This is a genomic window from Rhizobium sp. NXC24, from assembly GCF_002944315.1.
In the GTDB taxonomy this organism is placed as follows: Bacteria; Pseudomonadota; Alphaproteobacteria; order Rhizobiales; family Rhizobiaceae; genus Rhizobium.
Genome location: NZ_CP024311.1, coordinates 1,990,770 through 2,009,166 on the forward strand (window position 1 = coordinate 1,990,770; position 18,397 = coordinate 2,009,166).

Genomic DNA, 18,397 nt, shown 5'->3' on the forward strand with positions numbered 1-18,397 from the left:
CCACGCAGGATTGAAATACGCGCGATCCTGAGCGATTGTCAAGCAATCGCTTTGGCCAAACAACAATCATTGGTCCCAGTTGAAGGTCTGAGTTCCGGCGTCGGTAATGACCGTAACTTCAATCGGATTGCACAGAAACGTGGTCGCCAAATACCGCTGTCCGAATGCTAAACTGCCGTTGCTTTCAGGCGTTTCAAAGGTTTGCAACTTTGTCACTCCAGGACAATTTCCACGGTTCACAACAACACTGTTAATTTTAAGGCTCGCCGTTCGATTTGTGATTGCAAAAAACCATGTCCCATCGAGGTGGTTGAATTTCTGGATGCTGATGCCGCCTTGCGTAAAGGCATCCCAGGAAAAGGTTTCTTCGCCGTGGTTAGTGTCGATCGTCACTTCGATCGGATCACAGGGGTAATGAGCAAATGTTCCGGACTTCCCGAAAGGAACGTTTATAGGCATCGGAATGCTCTCTTGAGATCGGCATCCGCGGTTGACAGTTACTTGATTGATGACCAGATCATCGACTTTTCCAGTCAAATCCAATTGCCAAAACGTCGTATCATTGTCTGCAGGACTCTTCGTCAATGTGACGAGATCCTCGGAATAACTTTGAGGCGCAGAACACAGTAATACAGCAACAACCAAAGCTGATAAGGGAATTTTCATAACAGCCTCCACATGAGGCCATCTTGTCAATATTCACGCGAATGTCGATGGCTAGAATTCGCCTATAGGTTACCTGTCAACTTCCGCTTTGCGGGAGGCCTTGCGTTCACGCTTCCAGAACGCGCGCTTGATCTTCTTAAGCTCCCCACTGCCCCAAGAGATCAGCCTCCGGCTTCGACGAGAGAAGGCGTCGTACTCGGATGCATTGGTACTGCCTTTGCTGCCCATCATCGGCATCTCTCCCTACAAGGTTCGAAATCGTATCCCACAAATCCTTTGGAAAACCAAATTTGTGATTCGATCCGACTCAGAACCTCACCATGAAATGACGCAAAAGAGGTTAGCGATGAATCTCGCCTATTATGTCAAAGGCGCCCGCAGCGCTGAGAGCATGCGTAAGCGCCTGAGGTGGTCAGGCTACACGTTCAGCGGAAAAAAGATATGGAGCGAAGAGGAAAATACAGTCCTTCGTCTCTTCTATCCCTATTCGGGATTGATCGCGCGCTTTCTCCCAAAGCGCACACGAGGCGCTATTGAAGCTCAATTTCGTAAACTGGGGCTTGGCCGTAAAGTTCACCAGTGGACGCCACTCGAAAAACAGAAGCTTCGAAAGATGTATCCAGAATGTTCACGGGAGGAGATTTGCGCAGCGTTCCCTTTCTCAAACTGGACGAGCATTCAAGCGGTGGCCCGATATTATGGGTATCGGAGAAAGAAAAAGCCCTACAAAATCACCGGAATTCAGCCGCTAGATGCTGTCCGCATCCGTTGCTACGAGATCAAATGGACGATGCGAGATCTCGACGAGGAATGCCGCACCAAACAGTATTTTCAGACTCGGGGTTATCGCAGCGATTATCCGAATTTTCAGGCCATTACGCGTGCAGTGGAGATGTTCGGCGGCGAACTACGAGCTTATTGGACAGATCGGTGATCAGTTGACTGAAATTTGCCGAAGCAGCGGAGGGGAACCGTGAACGATGATAGAACATTTTTGCTACCATTTTGCTACCCAACTCGGTAGCACGGTCGCAGACAATCAGGTTCACGATGTCCCTTTTCCCGCGAAATACCGTTATTTCTCGGTATTTCCCATGATGAGAACAAATAAGGAAGGACGTCTAGAACCGAATTTCAAGACCGGTTCCTTAAACCACTCGGACACTCTTCCTGTCGCTGAAGCGCATTGCCTCAGTAAATGTGGTCGGCTGGCTTTACAGCTATTCGGGCCGGAGCGTCAACCGGCCTGATTGAACTCCGCACCGAACGAATTGGCGCAGCCAGGCAATGGGCCCTATGCCCTCGGCTCGCCGCCGGGCGCGTAGTGAGATTTGCGCTTGAATGGGAAGACACTGCCGCAGCGGCAGCGGATCATGTATTTCGCCGGATCGTTCGATTTGCGCTCGTCGAAAAAGCCCGCCGGCATTTCGTCCACGAGAAAGCCGGGGTTTTCACGGCGCGGATTGTCATCCTCCGAAACCTCGGCGAAGCCGCTATTGCCACACTGAGAGCATTCGAGCTTTCTTGAATATCGATCCCGCGCAGCCATTTTCTTCCAGTCCGAGTCTCACAACCTCCCTTCCCTATCAGAGAACATTTCGTTTCTGAACCCGCGTAAAGAAATGATACAGATCGATGCGCTGAAATCCCATCCGGCTATGATTTCAGCGAAAGGGATTATCGAGACGAGAGCTTCGCAAGATTCGGCTTCGAATAACCAGTGGACACCGCCCTCGCCCATGACGCCTGACGACCAGCCCTTATCAATCGGCCCCAAGCCTTTGGCTGGCCCCGCCCTCACCGCCTTTTTCTCCCGCGATGCGGTCACCGTAGCGTCCGATCTCATCGGCGCGCGCCTCGCGGTCGCCGGTGCCGGCGGGCGAATCGTCGAGACGGAGGCCTATCGGCCGGATGATGAGGCATCCCATAGCTTTCGCGGACCGACGGCGCGCACGGCGGCGATGTTTGGGCCGGCGGGCCGGGTCTATATCTACCGCTCCTACGGCATTCACTGGTGCCTGAATTTCGTCTGCCAAGGCGCCAGCGCCGTGCTCATCCGGGCATTGGAGCCGGAAAGCGGCATCGCGGACATGGTCCGGCGGCGCGGTGTTGCCGACTTTGTCGATCTCTGCAATGGCCCGGGAAAGCTGACGCAGGCCTTGGGCGTGGATATCAGCCTGAACGGCCTGGCGCTGGACGCCTCGCCTTTCGAGTTCATCTTGGCCGAGCCGGTGCCGGTGGTCGCAGGCAAGCGGATCGGGATTACTAAAAATGTCGATCCGCTATGGCGCTTCGGCGCCGCCGGCTCACGCTTCGTCAGCCGCCGGTTTCCTTAGAGCGCCACGCAATTTCGGACGAAAAACCGCTGCGCACTTTTCCTGAAATTGCTCTGAAAAAGACCGCCGGGGTGGAGCCCGGCGGTCATGCTGCCGCGTAGTGAAACTGGAAAGACTACGCAGCTACTCCATCGCGATGCTGTGGTCGACGGCCGGCGGCGCCTTGGGCTTGCGCAGCAGCAAAAGCAACGGCATGGCGAAGATCGACATCAGCATCAGCAGTTTGAAATCGTCCATATAAGCGATGATCGTCGCCTGCGTGGTAATCACGCCGTCGAGTGCTGCGCGGCCGACAGCGGTCACGGGGCTGATGGCTTGCGCGGCCGTGGCATCGAAATAGCGGTTGAACGGCGTCACATAGGCGGCGATAGTCGAGTGGTTGACCTGGGTATTTTCGGTGATCAGCGCCGAGACGACAGAGATGCCGACGCTCGAGCCGATGTTACGCGAGAGGTTGTAGAGGCCGGTACCCTCGCCGCGCATCTGCGCAGGCAGCGTCGCAAAGGCGATCGTCGTTAACGGCACGAACAGGAAGCCGAGCCCCGCCCCCTGGACGAAACCGACTGAAATCAGCGTCCATTGCGAAACATCTGGCGTCCAGCCGGTCATGTCGTACATCGCCCAAGCGGTCAGGGCGAGGCCAAAGAACAGCAGCCAGCGCGTATCCACCTTGCCGATCAGCCGCCCGACGACGAACATGCACAGCATCGTGCCGAGCCCGCGCGGACCCATGACGATGCCGGCGGTGACGACCGGGTAGCCCATCAGCGTCTGCAGATAGGGCGTCATCAGCGCCAGCGACGCCAGATAGGTGACGCCGACGACGAAAATGAACAGCATGCTGACGGCGAAATTCTGGTCCAGGAACAATCGCGGGTTCACGAAGGACCGTTCCGCCGTAAACGTATGCACCAGGAAGAGATAGAAAGCGCAGACGCAAACCAGAGCCTCGATGATGATTTCGCCTGAATAGAACCAATCGAGCTGCTCGCCGCGATCGAGGAAAAGCTGCAGGGCGGCAATGGCGATTGACAGCATGCTGAAGCCGAAGAGATCGAGCTTGGCGAGCGCGTCGAGCTTGGTTTCCGTCACGTAGATGACGATGCCGGCAAAGGCGAGCGCGCCGATCGGCACATTGATATAGAACACCCAGCGCCAGCTCATATTGTCCGTCAGCCAGCCGCCGATGACCGGCCCCAGCACCGGACCGACCATGACCGAGACACCGAACAATGCCATGGCCTTGCCGCGCTCTTCGACATTGTAGATGTCGAGAAGAATCCCCTGCGACAGCGGTACGAGCGCTGCGCCGAACAGGCCCTGCAGCAGGCGGAAGCCGACGATCTGGTTCAGCGACTGCGCCAGGCCGCAGAGAACGGAGGCGACGACGAAACCGGCGATCGCCACCAGCAGCACGCGCTTGCGGCCGAATTTTGCCGAGAGAAAACCCGACGGCGGCGTCATGATGGCGGCGGCGACGATATAAGATGTCAGAACCCAGTTGATTTGATCGGCGCTCGCTGAAACGTCACCCTGGATATGGGGCAGAGCGACGTTGGCGATGGTGGTGTCCAGCGCCTGCATGATGACCGCCAGGATGACGCAGGCGGTAATGGCACCGCGATTGGCGATCGGGCCGGAGGGTGAAGCAGCAGCAGCGTTACTCATGGTCCTGACCGTGGGATTGGCCCAACAGGTTTGCAACGAAGTCCGGCAGGCCACGGGCATGGCCAGTATCGACATCGGCGACGACACTCATGCCGACACGCAGCGGCGGCTTGCCCTGCATGTCGTCGATGCTGACGATCATCGGAATCCGCTGTACGACCTTGACCCAGTTGCCGGTGGTGTTCTGCGCCGGCAGCAGCGAGAAGCTCGCGCCCGAGGCCGGCGAGATGCTGGCGACGGTGCCCTTCCAGGTCACGCCCGGATAGGCATCGACCGAGATCGAGACCTTCTGACCGGGCCGGACATGCGTGAGCTCGGTTTCCTTCGGGCTGGCATTGATCCACATATGGGTGGTGGAGACCAGCGAGAAGCCCTGCTGTGCGGCCGTCAGATAGGCGCCGACCTGGAGCGACGGAACATTGGCGGTAATACCGTCGAAGGGTGCACGCACGACCGTGTCGTCAAGCTCACGCTGCGCATTGTCGACGGCGGCCTTGGCCTGCAGGTAAACCGGATTCTGCTCCACCGGCTGGTCGGCATTGCCGCCGAGCTGCGCGAGCGTGGTTGCAGCCTGCGCCTGGGCGACGGAGACCTTTTGCTGTGCCGCATCGAGATTGTGCTTGGCCTGATCATAGGCGGCCTTGGAGGCGACCGAGCTATTGATCAGGTTCTGCTGGCGGTCGTATTCGGTCTGGAAATAGGGAATATCGGCCTGCGCCTGGGCGATTTCCGCCAGCGATTGCTTGTAGCTAGCCTGCAGGTTCAGGATCTGGTTGCGGGCATTGCCAAGCTGCGCCTCAGCGCCTTCCAGCGCAATACGGAAGGAGTCGGGCTTCAGGCGGAAGAGCACCTGCCCCTTCTTCACCACCTCGTTTTCATGCACGTCGACCGAAATCACCGTGCCGGAAACGTCGGTGGAAACACCGACCATATCGGCCTGAATATAGGCATTGTCGGTGGACATTATCTGCCCGCCGGTGACGTAGTAATAGCCGCCGATGACAAGGGCGACCGGCAGCAGCGCGAAGAGGATCGGCCGCGTCGGGCTGCGGCGCTTGCGCGGCTTTTCGGGAGGAGCAACCGGAGCGGCGGTGCCGGCAGCGGCGGGTGCCGGAGCGGGATTGGAAGACGGCGCCTCGGCGACTGCGGCTTGGTTCTGCTCGATTGCGGTCTGTTCGTTGGCGGAGTTCACGTTTGCGGGAACGCGAAGCGAAGAAGATGCGTCAGCCATGATTTGTCTCTTTGTCGCCCACCGTTGCGCGGCAGGCCTGGACCAGGTTCGATTTCATAAGGGTGAGCAACTGATAAAGGCGCTCATGATCTTCGGAAGAGACCCCATCCAGGGCCTCCTTGCGGGTTTGGTCGCCTATGCTGCGCATGGTGTCGAGCAACGGCCGCGCTTCCTCGCGCATGTAAAGCATCCAGCTTCGCCGATCGTTCGGGTGCTGGCGGCGTTCGACCAGGCCGCGTTCGGCCAGCTTGTCGAGGATGCGCACCAGCGTGATCGGCTCGATTTCCAACATCTCGGCAAGACCCGCCTGGTGGATCCCTTCATTGTTCGAGAGATAGGCGAGCGTTTGCCACTGCGAACGCGTCAGTCCCATATCTTTCGCACGCTGCTCGAACCGCTTCCGAAGAAGCCGGGCAACGTCATGCAGGAGAAAGCCGAGAGTTGGTGTCGAATTCATGGGATAAGAAGCCTGCTATTCATAAGCAACCTTATAATGCTGTCACGTATAGTAAGTAAGCATGCGATACAAGGGGCCAACGCACGATCTTGTGCAGATCGTCAAAAATGTCGCAGGAGGTGTCGCAAAGATGTCGCAGGCTCGCGGGGTTAGGCGAGCGCTTAACGGGAAGGCATGCTTTCCGTTCTATGCCGGGCGATGATCAGACCGATCAGCGCCGCATAGATCAACGTATTGATCGCGGCAAAGATAAAGAGGCCTTGGGCAGCCTCCCGATCCGCAGCAAAGACCATCGCCAGCGCGGAAGCAAGGCTGATCGCGATATAGGGCGCCAAGACGCGAAGCGGCAGCGCACGTGCTTCTGCGATCCTCTCGGGCGCGACGCGGGAATCGCTCGGAGAACGCGTGAGACGATCGCGAATTGCGGCTGCGCAGCCCATCAGCGACCAGGGCCAGCGCAGGAGCAGAAATGCCATGCTCTCCCAGCTTATGATCCTGGCATCGGCGGGTCGGAATGCACCGGTGGCGCGCCAGATGAAAGCGATCGCGATCATCGCGCCAGCGATCGGCAGGAAATGCAGCAGGAAAGCGGGATAGGTGACATCGGCAAAGCTGTGGCCGGTCAGAAGCGCGACGATCGGCAGCATGAAGATGATAGCCAAGCCCAAGGAAAACAGCGGATACCAAAGCTCGGAGAATAACAACTGGAATTTCAACCATCCAGGCAGTTTCGGCATATAGGCCGTCGAATACCGCAACAGGGTGGTCATTCGGCTGCGCGACCGGTCAAATTCCTGCATCATGAGATCTGCGAAGGTCGCCGGACCGTCGCCATGGGCGATCGCATCCAGCGCATGGGTACCGCGCCAGCCGCTGGCATTCATCGCCAGTGTCGTCGAAAGATCTTCCGCCGGTTCCGGCCCGGGGCCACCGATTTCCTTCAAAGCCGCGGTGCGCACAGCATAGTGCGTGCCCATACAGAGCGGTGCCCAGCCATTGTTGTAGCCGGACTGCAGCACCCCCTGAATGCCGGCGTCGGCAGAGAGCCTGCCCCTCGCCGCCCAGCTCGATGCCGCATCGGCGTCTGAGATACTCGGCGCCGACACATAGCCAACGGAGGGATCGCGGAATGGCCGAACAATTTCGCGGAGATAGATCCTTTCGGGCACATGGCCGGCATCGATTTGCACGACGAAATCATATCTTTCATAGCCGAAGTGATCGTAGAAAGACCTGAGATTGCCTTGCTTGCAATGCGGCGAAAGATCGGGAGCGTCAGCCCCGGCGCTCCCGCGCGTCGTGGAGGTGAAGACGCCGTGTTCCATGCACCATTTCATCATTTCCAGGCTGGGTTTTTCCTCCGCCAACCAGACATCGAAATCGCAGCCCGTTTGATCGAGCATTGCCCGCAAGGTCGTTTGCACGAGGGAAAGAGGGTCGGATGATGCTCTGGTAACGACCATGGCGATGCGCCCTGCTGGCAACGGTCCGCCAGCTTGCGGCATCCGCCGCGCATCATGGACGATGACGATGAAATAGGCGGGCAAGCCGGTGATCCAGGCAAGAACGAGCGTCACCAGCAGATAGGATGGCCAGCCGATGATGTGATCGCTGCGCAGCCACCACAGCCAGAAGAAGGTCATGGTTGCCGTCCAGACGGTGATGCCGATCAGATTGGCAAAGCGCATCCTGCCTTCGAACACCCGCTCCGTCGCCGGACCAATATCGGCGGGTTCGACGGAAGGCTGAAGCATGGCGTGGATTACAGCGGCTTTGACGGCAGGGATCTTGCCCATCGTGTCACCTTCAGAACGAAAGAGAGGGTGGCGGTGTTGCGCCGCTGACAAGAGCCGTTTCAGCTTGATGTGTAAGGGTGGATGGCAACCCTTTTGAGGAGAAAGGACCGCCATCCATGGGAACAAATCTACGCACTACACCTCCCTCCCCGTATCAAATAACGGCTCCTATAGGCCGCATGCTGTACTTAAAATACATTGATTGAGAGGAGTAACGTAAATTTATTTACAGTAACAATTCGTGCATATTTACAATTTTCACCAGTATCGAATCGGACGTTAACTTGGTGAATGAGACAATGATAAAACTACTTTACGCTACGTCAACGGAAATCTGATGAATGATTAGGCAAACTATACTAAATAGCTATTTCACAGGTGAGATATTGGCTGCGTCGTGCATGGAATATAGTCCGCTTTCAGGAGTGACCTAAGCGGCGGGATTAACGCAACGGCAGTGGAAATACGGGGCGGCCTGGGTCGGGCCTTCGTTTCGAGCGATAAGATATTTCGGCCCGGAACCGGTGAAGACAGAAAACGGCCGCCCACGATGTCGCGAACGGCCGTCCCCTCTCAATTCCTATCCGTGGATCAGTTTCTCCAGCGACGCGATGGATCCCGATCCAGCCCGTTGTCCGAATTGAAGAAGCGTGAGGCCGCTTCCGTTCGATTGCGGACATTCATTTTCTTGTAGATGTTGCGGACGTGAACCTTGACCGTATTTTCGGACAGGCTGAGCTGGTCCGCTATGATCTTGTTCTGTGTCCCCTTGCAGATGAGATCCAATATTTGGACCTCGCGCGTGGTCAGTGCCTGCAGACTGCCGTTGCGCATGGCGATAGCATCCTCATAGGGTCTATGGCTCGTGGCAAAACGCGTCTGTGCCTGATAGAGCGGCTGACTGAGATGCGGCGTGTCCCCAGAGAGCCGGCGTAGAAGCGCCGAGGGGAAGTGTTCGCCACCTTTCATCAGCAGGTCGATCGCTGCCATGAACACGTCGAGGCGCAGATTGAGCGGCAGAACGCCGTGTATATTCCGTCCTTCGACAAGTCTGGCCACGTATGGATCGTGCAGATCGATCGTTTCAACGACCAGCCCGATCGATATTCCGGGCGAATTCGCCCTTATTGCATGTAAAGTGTCCTGCATTTCCTCAGATTGAAGATGGTACAGCAGGATCAGTTTAACGCCCTCCAGAACTTTGCCCTGAAGTGCCTTCGGGTCGGTAATGCTAATGATGTCATATGCTGCAAATCTGGTGCCTAAAGTCTGCACCAGGCATTCAGAAAAGAGATCGGCATCCGCCAGTACGACGATAGTCTCTCTCAAGTTTATGATGTTATGATTGTCCTCAGCATCCCCTGTTCTTACGCTTGCGATGTACATTTGTGCATCCCCCAAAGCTCGCAGCCATGTGTGTTAACCCGCTTTTTGCCGGAATGTTTTTTATGAGCACGGTGCCCTGATAGGACTGTTTATGCAGTCTTCTTAATTAATATAAAACTATATTAATCCATGCGATCGTACTTGGAAATTGCCCAAAGGGGTTAGTTTTGCCGCAAAAACTTTAAAAATTATCACAAATGTGGGAATTTGGCCAAATTGGGTGCCGTATTTGTGCTCAGTTTTGCACATTTCCGGGCATTTCTGTTTAATCAGCTAACCTAAGGTGGAGGTCACCTGGCGACTGACAATAGCCCAAATCGACCGAAATCGGTAGACCGACTCGGGTGAGCCGAAGACTGGCTTAAAGCATAGTAAGCGTCGATATACTTTTTATTACAATTTGAAATTTCATTGACGTGGTCCGTTTTTGCAACGACCGCAGACTTAGTTAGATTTTTGAAATATATTACTTGGATGCACCGCCACAATTTCTGATCCCTTAAGTCGGACGGATTAAGACTGCGTAAGCGAACGGTAACGCTCATTGATGCCAATCAGGCGGTCGATAGCTCACAAAATCTGGAAAAGACGAGTGACAACAGCGCTTTAAATCCTGCGCACTCATCGGATGAAATCCGATTTACGAAACCGAAACAGGGCGGTAGCCCGAATTGGTATCTATGAGCTTGTGTTGTTTTCGGTCAAAGTCCCACTGTTCCGCACCAACCGCGGAGCTTGGGGAAAATGGCATTCCGGTCCTTTGTCTCGCGTCCCGGACAACCTCCTCCTCCCCTAACTTCTTAGAGACAACAGAAAGCAGAAGGCGTTGGACGCTCTAACTGAGCGCCAGGGCGGATTTGCGTACTTTGTTTTGCGTAGCTGCAAATCCCAAGAGGCCAGGTCTGAACCAACAGGCCGGTTTTGACGGTAGTCCTGTAGTGCGTACACCTGCCGCAACGTTAACAGAGTTGGGGCCGCCGCGAGTCAATCCCGTTTAGATGAGAGGGATTCCCCGAGACGGCCTCCTCATTTGGAGGAAATGTATGATGTCTCCTGATTCTGATATCGCCAACATCAGCGCCGATGACGACCTGAAAGTTGGCGCGTTGGCGGATGGTCTCGCGACCAGCGCCGTCAATTCGACGGAAGTGGATGACGGTTCGACCGGTCTTGTCGGCGTCGCCAACACCAATAACAGCAACAATACCAACACCACCGATACGGATGTCGACGTCAAAAACAACGGCGACAATCGCGACAACACCAACAACGGCGACAATCGTGATAACAGCTATAACTGGGATTACGACAATAAGGTAATCACCAAGACCGACACGGATACGGACATCAACATCAAGGATAATGGCGATAATCGCGACAACAGTTACGATTATGACTACAAGGCCATTACCAAGACGGATACCGACGTCCACACCGAAGCCAACAACAACGGTGACAATCGCGACAACTACAGCGACTCCAGCACTCATTCCGATTACGATTTTGGAACGATCAAGGATGTCCATGATGTCGGAAATCTCGGCGTAGCCGGTGGCGATCTGACCTTCAATCTCGGAGACGATTACTCCTTCAACCTCAATATCGATGGCGTGCTCAACAATGCGCTGGGCGGCGGCGGCAATGACACAGGCTTTAGCCTGGTTCAGGCCAACAATCTCGCCGACCAGGATCAGGCCTATGATCTGCGGATGCAGAACCAGGATGCCAGCATTAACCTGACAGCAGACGGTGGTCATTCCCATGCGGATGGCCTCGATCTCGACCCGACCCTGAATTGGAACGGGGTGCCGAGCGTGGGCCACGACATGACCGGTACGGCGTCGGCGGATTCTTCCGCTATCATCGCCAACTCCGGCTTCCATCAGGAAGTGGTACAGGGGGCGAACCTGCTCACCAACTCTGCGGATATTGCCGTTGTCGGCGGCGATCATCACGTGACAACTGGCGACACCTGATTTCGAAGCGAGAGCCACGCCTTTTGTGCGCCGTCCGGAGGACCGGCCGGCGCACATATGTGGCTTGAACCTGGATTTCGCTGAAATGACAGCCGTCGGTAGCGACGGCTTCGGTTCGGATAGACCAGGCGTTTCCGAAAATTGGGGGTTCGTCATGCACGCGGAAAAAATATCGGAGATCATAGCCCACTTTATCGGGCTCTTCGACACGCAGATCGAGGATCTGCGTCTGCGGCTGGGCTACACGGATGGGACATCGACGGAGGACAGTCCGTCGGAACAGACAGACCCGACCCTGGCAAAGGACGACTTTGCATCGGGGCTGACGATGGTCGACTACGCTCCCGACGTGAAATACATCTCCTCGCCTTACGACTTCCGTTATGGCTATGTACGCCTGCATGATGATCCCTACCATGTGCGCATAAACGGTCCCGATGGCGTTGCGCCGGTGGAGATCCCTGTCGTCCACCGCCCCTCCGACATCCAATTCCAGCCTGCTGCTCTGCCGTATAAACTCGACGTCCACGTAGGGCCGGGTTCGGAGACCGCTCATGTGGTGCAGGCCAATGTCTTGCGCGATGACGACGTGCTGGACATGACGAATTCTTCCCATCATCTCGTTCGCGATGTCTCCGATGTCTACGATTGGCTGGGCCAAGCGACGGTGAAAGCCGAGGAACTATCGCCCCTTGACTCCCTCCAGCGGACGGAGAGCACCGAGGGGATGATGAAGCTCAGCGACGATCTGCACGCATTTATCAAAACCATCGAGGCGAACGGCGGCGCCGACATACAAGGCCCCGACGGCAGCCATTACTTTGCGATTGCCGGCAATCAGCTCGACGGCATCTTTGTCAACGGTGAGCAGGTCAGCAGCGTCCCGGATCTCGAAGATTCCATGCCCGATCGCGGCCTTGCCGCGCAAAAAGCGGTGATCGAAGGAACGGATGAAACCGTTCATCAGACGGGACTAGGGCCGAACTCCCTCAACATCGAGGCCGGCGGCAATGTCGTCGCAAACCTCGTCAACATCATCGACACAAATGTGATCGCGCATGTGATGGCAGTGATGGGCGACTATCATTCCATCGACGCGATCTCACAGAGCTATGTTTACAGCGACAACGATAAAGTCGATTGCACCTCAGGCGATAACGACCAGTCTTCGCAAAGCGCCTTGACGATCGGCAGGAATATCGCGGTTTTCGAGCACACCCAGTTTCAGGTGAGCTCGACATCAGACCATACCGACGACGGCAATCCGGTTTTCCCGAGCTTCTGGCGCGTCAGCGTCATCGAGGGCGACGTCTCGTTCCTGCACTGGACGGAGCAATATAATTTCCTCTCCGACAACGACACGATGCGGGTGACGACCACCGGCGCCGAGACGACGCTGCTGACCGGCGGCAATACATTGGTCGACCTTGCCTCCTTTTTCAGTCTTGGCATGCAGTACGATCTGATGATCGTCGGCGGCCACGCGTTCGACATCAATTCGATCAGCCAGATCTCGGTGCTCTACGACAATGACGTGGTGTCGACCCTTCAAGGCGGCGAACATGTTCAGACCGGCGGCAACCTGCTCTGGAACCTCGCCTCGATCAACAATGTCGGGCTGTCCGATCGTTTCACGACGATGCCCGATTTCATCAACGACACGGTCAAGAATATCCAGGACCACACCGACGAGATACCGGACGGGCTTGCCCACGACTCCAACTTCGCCGGTCACGAGGCGCTGAATGTTCTTTACATCACCGGCAACTTCTTCGACGTCAACGTCATCAAGCAGATCAATATCGTCGGCGATTCCGATATCGTGCATCAAGTCGCAAGCGATGTGGTGGCGAACAATCAGAACGCCACGGTATCGATCGACACCGGCAGCAATGCCCTGGTCAATATCGCCAATATTACCGATTACGACAGCGTCGGTCATACGACCTATCTCGCCGGCAATCTCTATTCCGATACCGTCCTCATCCAAGGCGGCCTGGTCGATCACGATCAGACCAATACGACCAATGCAAACCAGCAAAGCCAACCGCTGGCCAATGAAGCGATCGCTTTCCTCGGTGATCACGATCAACAGCCCGCGCAGAATGAAACCATCGATCTCGGCCACGACATGTCCTGGCACAACGGCCCTGTCGGCGACGTCATGCAGACCGTCACTTAGCCAGAGACATAGGGGATGCTCCTGATGAACCAGATTTCAAAGCTGAGCATGGCGGAAAGCCGGACATTGCACCTCACGTCGCTGGCGTCGGGCGAGGAGGAGCGGACGGCCGAGCGCGACACCGCCTCCTATATGGCGGCCATAGAAGACGCTGTGGAAAGCTTGAAACGGTTGCGGCGCGAGCCTAAGGCCGCCGTGGTTCCCTCCCCCCTTTCTCCCCAACCGTCGATACTGGACGTGACGACTGTGGCTGCCGTGGAAACTGAGACGGTTCCCGCCCCTGCGGAGTTTTCCGTTGTGACGAAGGTTGATGAAGGGGCCGCCACCTCGACGACCGAGATCGAGATGCGGCTGATATCGCCCGCTCCAGAGGTCGCTCCGGAGCCTGTGATCGAACCGGCGCCCCGGCTGCCGGAAGCGGAAATGCCAAAGCCCGAAATGCCCAGGCCTGAGATGCCAAAGCCTGAGATGAAGGTGAATCAATCGCAGCCTTTGCCTCGGACGATCGACAACGACTCCGGCCCGTTGCGTGAGAACGAGCGCCGGTCGCTTGCCGGCGGTGGCGGTCACGGTGGCAATAACGAGAGCGGCAAAGGCGGAGGTGGCGGAGGCAATGACGGCGGCATCTTCCACAAACGCAGCGCCCAGCCGATCAATTTCGCCGCCAGTCTGCGCAAGGGTATTTCGGTCGTTCAGCGCAACATGCTGATCGTCATGATCTTCACCCTGGCCATCAATGTCCTGGTGCTGGCAATCCCGATCTATCTGTTTCAGATTTCCGACCGCGTTCTGACTAGCCGCTCGATCGATACGCTGGTCATGCTCACGATCGCTGTCGTCGGCGCCATTCTCCTGCAGGTCATCATGGATTCCGTGCGCCGTTTCATCCTGATGCGCACAGCCGTCGAATTGGAAGTGCAGCTCGGCGCGCCGATCCTGAGCGCGGCTGCCCGTGCGTCCTTGAACGGCAACGGCCGCGACTACCAGACGCTTGCCGATCTGCAGCTACTCCGGTCCTTTTTGACCTCGGGCACGCTGCTTGCCTTCCTCGACGCGCCATTGATGCCGCTCTTCGTCGTCGTTGTCTATCTCGTGCATCCGCATCTCGGCGTGATCGTCATGACGTGCTGCGCCGTCCTGTTCGTAATCGCCTATCTCAATCAAAAGATGACGGCGAAACAGTTTGCCGAAGCCAACGCCTTCGTTACCCGCGCCAATTTCCATTTGGATTCCATGGCGCGTAATTCGCAGATCATCAATGCCCTTGCGATGATCCCCGAAGCCGTGAAGATGTGGGGCCGTGAAACTGCTGGATCGTTGAAATCGCAGGTGGCCGCCCAGGACCGCAATATCGTCTTTTCCGGTCTCACCAAGGCTTGCCGCCTGATCACCCAGGTCACCCTGCTCGGCTGGGGCGCGCATCTCTCGCTCTCCGGCCAGTTGACCGGCGGCATGGTGATTGCGGCCTCGATCATCTCCGGCCGAGCATTGGCGCCGGTCGAAGGGGCGATTGAGGGCTGGAATCAGTTCAATCATTCCCGCGCCGCATACGGCCGCATCAAGCAGCTATTGCTGAATTCGCCGCTGAACTTCCCGCGGCTGCGCCTGCCCAACCCGGAAGGACGGCTCGATGTGGAGCGCATTCTCTTCGTCCCGCCGCCGCAGAAACGGGTCGTTTTGAACGGCATCTCCTTTTCCTTGAAGAAGGGGGAATCGCTTGCCGTCATCGGCAATTCCGGGTCCGGCAAGACGACGCTCGGCAAGATGCTGGTGGGCTCGATCCTGCCGACCTCCGGTAATGTGCGGCTCGATCTGATGGATCTGCGCAACTGGGATCAGCGGCAATTCGGCGAGAGCATCGGCTACCTGCCTCAGGACGTGCAGCTCTTTCCGGGTACGATCAAAGCCAATATCTGCCGCATGCGCGACGACGTCGAAGACCGGCTGATTTACGAGGCGGCCGTCCTTGCTGACGTGCATGAGCTGATCGCGACTTTTCCGCAGGGCTATGAGACGGTGGTTGCCGCCGATGGCGCGCCGCTTTCCGGCGGCCAGAAGCAGCGTATCGCGCTTGCCCGTGCCTTCTTCGGCAATCCGAAATTCGTCGTTCTCGACGAGCCGAATTCCAATCTCGACACCGCCGGCGAGGCGGCGCTGGCCCGGGCGCTCATCCACGCCAAAAAACAGGGCATCACCACAGTGACGATCACCCAGCGCCCTGCCCTGCTGCAATGCGTCGATAAGATCCTGGTTCTGAAGGACGGCTCGGTGGCGCTGTTCGGAGAGCGTACCGAGGTACTGAAAACGCTCAGCAACAAACCCAGCAATGAAATCGGCAATCGGCCACCGGCAAGGATCGAAGGGTGAGCGCCATGTTCGGGAGAAACAAGAATAAGAAAAAAGAAGACAACGAACAGGGGCAACTCGAATGGTATAGCGAGGTGCCACGGTCGATCAGGCTCTACAGCGTCTCGGGTCTGGCGATCCTGTTCGCTTCTTTCGGCGGCTTCGGCTATTGGGCCGCCACCGCGCCGATCGCTTCGGCCGTCATCGCTCAAGGCAGTTTCGTCGCGACCGGCAACAATAAGATCGTTCAGCATCTCGAGGGCGGCATTATCAAGGAGCTGATGGTGAGCGAAGGACAGGTCGTGCAGGAGGGGGATATCCTGCTGACCCTCGATCCGACGGCGGCTCTCGCCAATGATCGGGCGCTGAAACTGAGACGGCTGCGGTTGGAAACTGTGGTCGCCCGTTTGAAAGCCGAGGCCCAGGGCAATGAAGAGTTCAAGGTCCCCGATATCGTCACGGCGGAGGCCGACGATCCCGATGTGACCTCTCTGATCCAAAGCCAGGTTGTGGTTTTTCACAGCAAACAATCCAAGCTGCAGGAACAGCTCAACCTTATCGAAAAGAACATCCGTTCGCTCGAATATCGCACCCAGGGATATCAGGGCCAGCGGCAGGCCTTCGTGACGCAGCTCGGCCTTTTGACCGATGAACAGGCATCGAAAGAGAAGCTTGCGAATATCGGCGTTGTCAGGCGTTCCGACCTTCTGGCCGTGCAGCGCGCGGTCGCCGATGCCATGGGCGACCTTGCCCGCATCGATGCTGAGTTGAACGAGAACGAAGCCCAGGTCGCCAAGTACCGCCAGGAAGCGATCATTGCCATCAACACCAACAAGCAGGCAGCGCTCGACGCGTTGGAAACGGCCGAATCCGATTTGGACAGCGTGCGCGAGCAGGTGCGTGAGGCTGCGGGCGTGCTCGACCGCACCGTCATCCGCTCACCGGTCAGCGGCACGGTCATTCGTTCCTATTATCATACCGCCGGCGGCGTCATCACGACGGGCAAGCCGATCATGGAGATATTGCCGAACAACGTGCCTTTGATCATCGAGGCACAGGTGCTGCGCACCTCCATCGACCAGTTGCGCGAAGGTGAATCCGCCTCCATCCGCCTGTCGTCCCTCAACCGGCGCACGACACCGGTGCTGAACGGTAAGGTATTCTACGTCTCAGCCGACTCGATCGAGGACAATTCCGGTTCGACGCAGCGCGATGTCTATGTTGTTCGCGTCCAGATCCCGAGTGAGGAGATCAAACGCATTCCGGGCTTCAAGCCCGTACCTGGCATGCCCGCGGATGTTTTGATCCAGACGTCCGAACGCACCTTTTTCGAATATCTCTCCAAGCCGGTGGTCGACAGCATGTCGCGCGCCTTCAGGGAGCGGTGATGAATTTGTACTTTGGCTGATTGAGCATAGGACCGCGCCATGCCTGCAATGTCCGATATTCTGCTTCGCGTCGGCCGCCTGAACTATGTCTGGACCAATACGGAAAGCCTTCTGATCTACATCATTGCGCATCTGCTGAGGGTGGAGAAGGATGCGGCCATCATCGTCTTCCTGACGCTGAACACCACGCGCGCGCGCATTGATTTGGTCGAACGTCTGGCAAAACTATCCTCGACGCCGGCGGAAGACAGCCATGCGGTGCTGGCGCTGATGAGCCGCTTGAAGCGGGAATCGAAGATGCGCAACAAATACAATCACTGCATCTATTCCTTCGACGAAAACGGCGAAATCTCCAGCACGCAGCTCATGCGTCTGGTGGAGGACGACCGGCACGTCAAATACGGCAAGGTGGAACAACTGGATCTGCGCGAAATCGAACGGCTGGAGAGCTCGATCAAGGAGATTGTCGAGATCAGCAAGGCGCTCTGGACATTCATCCGCGCCAGCCCGCGTTTTCACGACGAGCTTTGAAAAGAACCGCTATCCGTAAGCGAGCATTGACCTAGCGACGGCTGAGCAGGCCGATCAGATAACCGATGCCGGCGGCTGCCGCGACCATGAAGATCGGCTCCTGGCGAACCCTTTCGCGCAGTTGATCGGTTATTTCCTGAGCCTCCTCGGTGACGACGGACTTCGCGCCTTGCCCGACCGCGGCCATGCTGCGCGAAAGTTTCGTCAGATCCTCCCGAAGCGCGGCGATCTGCAGGTTAAGGTCTTCGACGGCTGTTTCAGCTTGTACCTGAGCTGAGGCAGTTTGGGCGGAAGCGGATTTCGTCTCGGCCATCGTCGGCTCCTCTGTTTACCTCAGCTTTCAACGTCAATCCCAGGCAAAGGTTCCGGGTCTGCAGCGCTAGGCCCGGTGATTTCCTTGCTGGCTCTTCAATTCCGGTTCGGATTGTTCTAAG

General features: G+C 57.0%; 15 protein-coding genes. 7 read left to right on the plus strand and 8 right to left on the minus strand.

Annotated features, from left to right (window positions below; translation table 11 throughout):
* Nucleotides 1-66: 66 nt before the first annotated feature.
* Nucleotides 67-666, minus strand: a complete 600-nt coding sequence (locus NXC24_RS09840; RefSeq protein WP_104823107.1) for a hypothetical protein — start codon at nucleotides 664-666, stop codon at nucleotides 67-69.
* Between the two features lie 346 nt (nucleotides 667-1,012).
* On the opposite strand from NXC24_RS09840, the gene NXC24_RS09845 reads away from it, so the two are divergent.
* Complete coding sequence (locus tag NXC24_RS09845; RefSeq protein ID WP_104823108.1) at nucleotides 1,013-1,600, plus strand: hypothetical protein; 588 nt, start codon at nucleotides 1,013-1,015, stop codon at nucleotides 1,598-1,600.
* 360 nt (nucleotides 1,601-1,960) lie between these two features.
* Here NXC24_RS09845 and NXC24_RS09850 read toward each other — a convergent pair whose 3' ends face one another.
* Nucleotides 1,961-2,215 (minus strand): hypothetical protein, encoded by a 255-nt coding sequence (locus NXC24_RS09850; RefSeq protein ID WP_104823109.1) that lies wholly within the window; start codon nucleotides 2,213-2,215, stop codon nucleotides 1,961-1,963.
* A gap of 190 nt (nucleotides 2,216-2,405) precedes the next feature.
* Between NXC24_RS09850 and NXC24_RS09855 the strand changes: the two genes are divergently transcribed.
* Entirely contained in the window at nucleotides 2,406-3,002 is a 597-nt protein-coding gene (locus tag NXC24_RS09855; RefSeq protein WP_104825097.1) for a DNA-3-methyladenine glycosylase, read from the plus strand.
* 123 nt (nucleotides 3,003-3,125) lie between these two features.
* Here NXC24_RS09855 and NXC24_RS09860 read toward each other — a convergent pair whose 3' ends face one another.
* The 5 genes from NXC24_RS09860 to NXC24_RS09880 all read right to left on the minus strand — a co-directional run bounded on the left by NXC24_RS09860 (nucleotide 3,126) and on the right by NXC24_RS09880 (nucleotide 9,540).
* On the minus strand, nucleotides 3,126-4,670 hold the full coding sequence (locus NXC24_RS09860; RefSeq protein WP_104823110.1) for a DHA2 family efflux MFS transporter permease subunit: 1,545 nt from the start codon (nucleotides 4,668-4,670) through the stop codon (nucleotides 3,126-3,128).
* Complete coding sequence (locus tag NXC24_RS09865) at nucleotides 4,663-5,901, minus strand: HlyD family secretion protein (RefSeq protein WP_104823111.1); 1,239 nt, start codon at nucleotides 5,899-5,901, stop codon at nucleotides 4,663-4,665. Before NXC24_RS09865 ends, NXC24_RS09860 begins: the two co-directional genes overlap by 8 nt.
* Entirely contained in the window at nucleotides 5,894-6,358 is a 465-nt protein-coding gene (locus NXC24_RS09870; RefSeq protein ID WP_104823112.1) for a MarR family transcriptional regulator, read from the minus strand. Before NXC24_RS09870 ends, NXC24_RS09865 begins: the two co-directional genes overlap by 8 nt.
* Nucleotides 6,359-6,519: 161 nt before the next feature.
* A complete protein-coding gene (locus NXC24_RS09875) occupies nucleotides 6,520-8,154 on the minus strand; it encodes a glycosyltransferase family 2 protein (RefSeq protein ID WP_245463958.1) in 1,635 nt (544 codons plus the stop codon).
* Between the two features lie 591 nt (nucleotides 8,155-8,745).
* On the minus strand, nucleotides 8,746-9,540 hold the full coding sequence (locus NXC24_RS09880; protein WP_104823113.1) for a response regulator transcription factor: 795 nt from the start codon (nucleotides 9,538-9,540) through the stop codon (nucleotides 8,746-8,748).
* Nucleotides 9,541-10,586: 1,046 nt separating this feature from the next.
* On the opposite strand from NXC24_RS09880, the gene NXC24_RS09885 reads away from it, so the two are divergent.
* From NXC24_RS09885 to NXC24_RS09905, 5 genes are all read left to right on the plus strand, one after another.
* Nucleotides 10,587-11,516 (plus strand): fibrinogen-binding protein, encoded by a 930-nt coding sequence (locus tag NXC24_RS09885; RefSeq protein WP_104823114.1) that lies wholly within the window; start codon nucleotides 10,587-10,589, stop codon nucleotides 11,514-11,516.
* A gap of 154 nt (nucleotides 11,517-11,670) precedes the next feature.
* Complete coding sequence (locus NXC24_RS09890; protein ID WP_158704453.1) at nucleotides 11,671-13,698, plus strand: hypothetical protein; 2,028 nt, start codon at nucleotides 11,671-11,673, stop codon at nucleotides 13,696-13,698.
* Between the two features lie 132 nt (nucleotides 13,699-13,830).
* Entirely contained in the window at nucleotides 13,831-16,065 is a 2,235-nt protein-coding gene (locus NXC24_RS09895) for a type I secretion system permease/ATPase (RefSeq protein WP_245463976.1), read from the plus strand.
* Nucleotides 16,066-16,070: 5 nt separating this feature from the next.
* Complete coding sequence (locus NXC24_RS09900; RefSeq protein ID WP_104825100.1) at nucleotides 16,071-17,432, plus strand: HlyD family type I secretion periplasmic adaptor subunit; 1,362 nt, start codon at nucleotides 16,071-16,073, stop codon at nucleotides 17,430-17,432.
* Between the two features lie 39 nt (nucleotides 17,433-17,471).
* On the plus strand, nucleotides 17,472-17,963 hold the full coding sequence (locus NXC24_RS09905) for a hypothetical protein (RefSeq protein ID WP_104823116.1): 492 nt from the start codon (nucleotides 17,472-17,474) through the stop codon (nucleotides 17,961-17,963).
* A 31-nt stretch (nucleotides 17,964-17,994) separates the two neighbouring features.
* On the opposite strand, the gene NXC24_RS09910 is transcribed toward NXC24_RS09905, so the two are convergent.
* Nucleotides 17,995-18,276, minus strand: a complete 282-nt coding sequence (locus NXC24_RS09910) for a hypothetical protein (RefSeq protein WP_104823117.1) — start codon at nucleotides 18,274-18,276, stop codon at nucleotides 17,995-17,997.
* Nucleotides 18,277-18,397 lie beyond the last annotated feature (121 nt).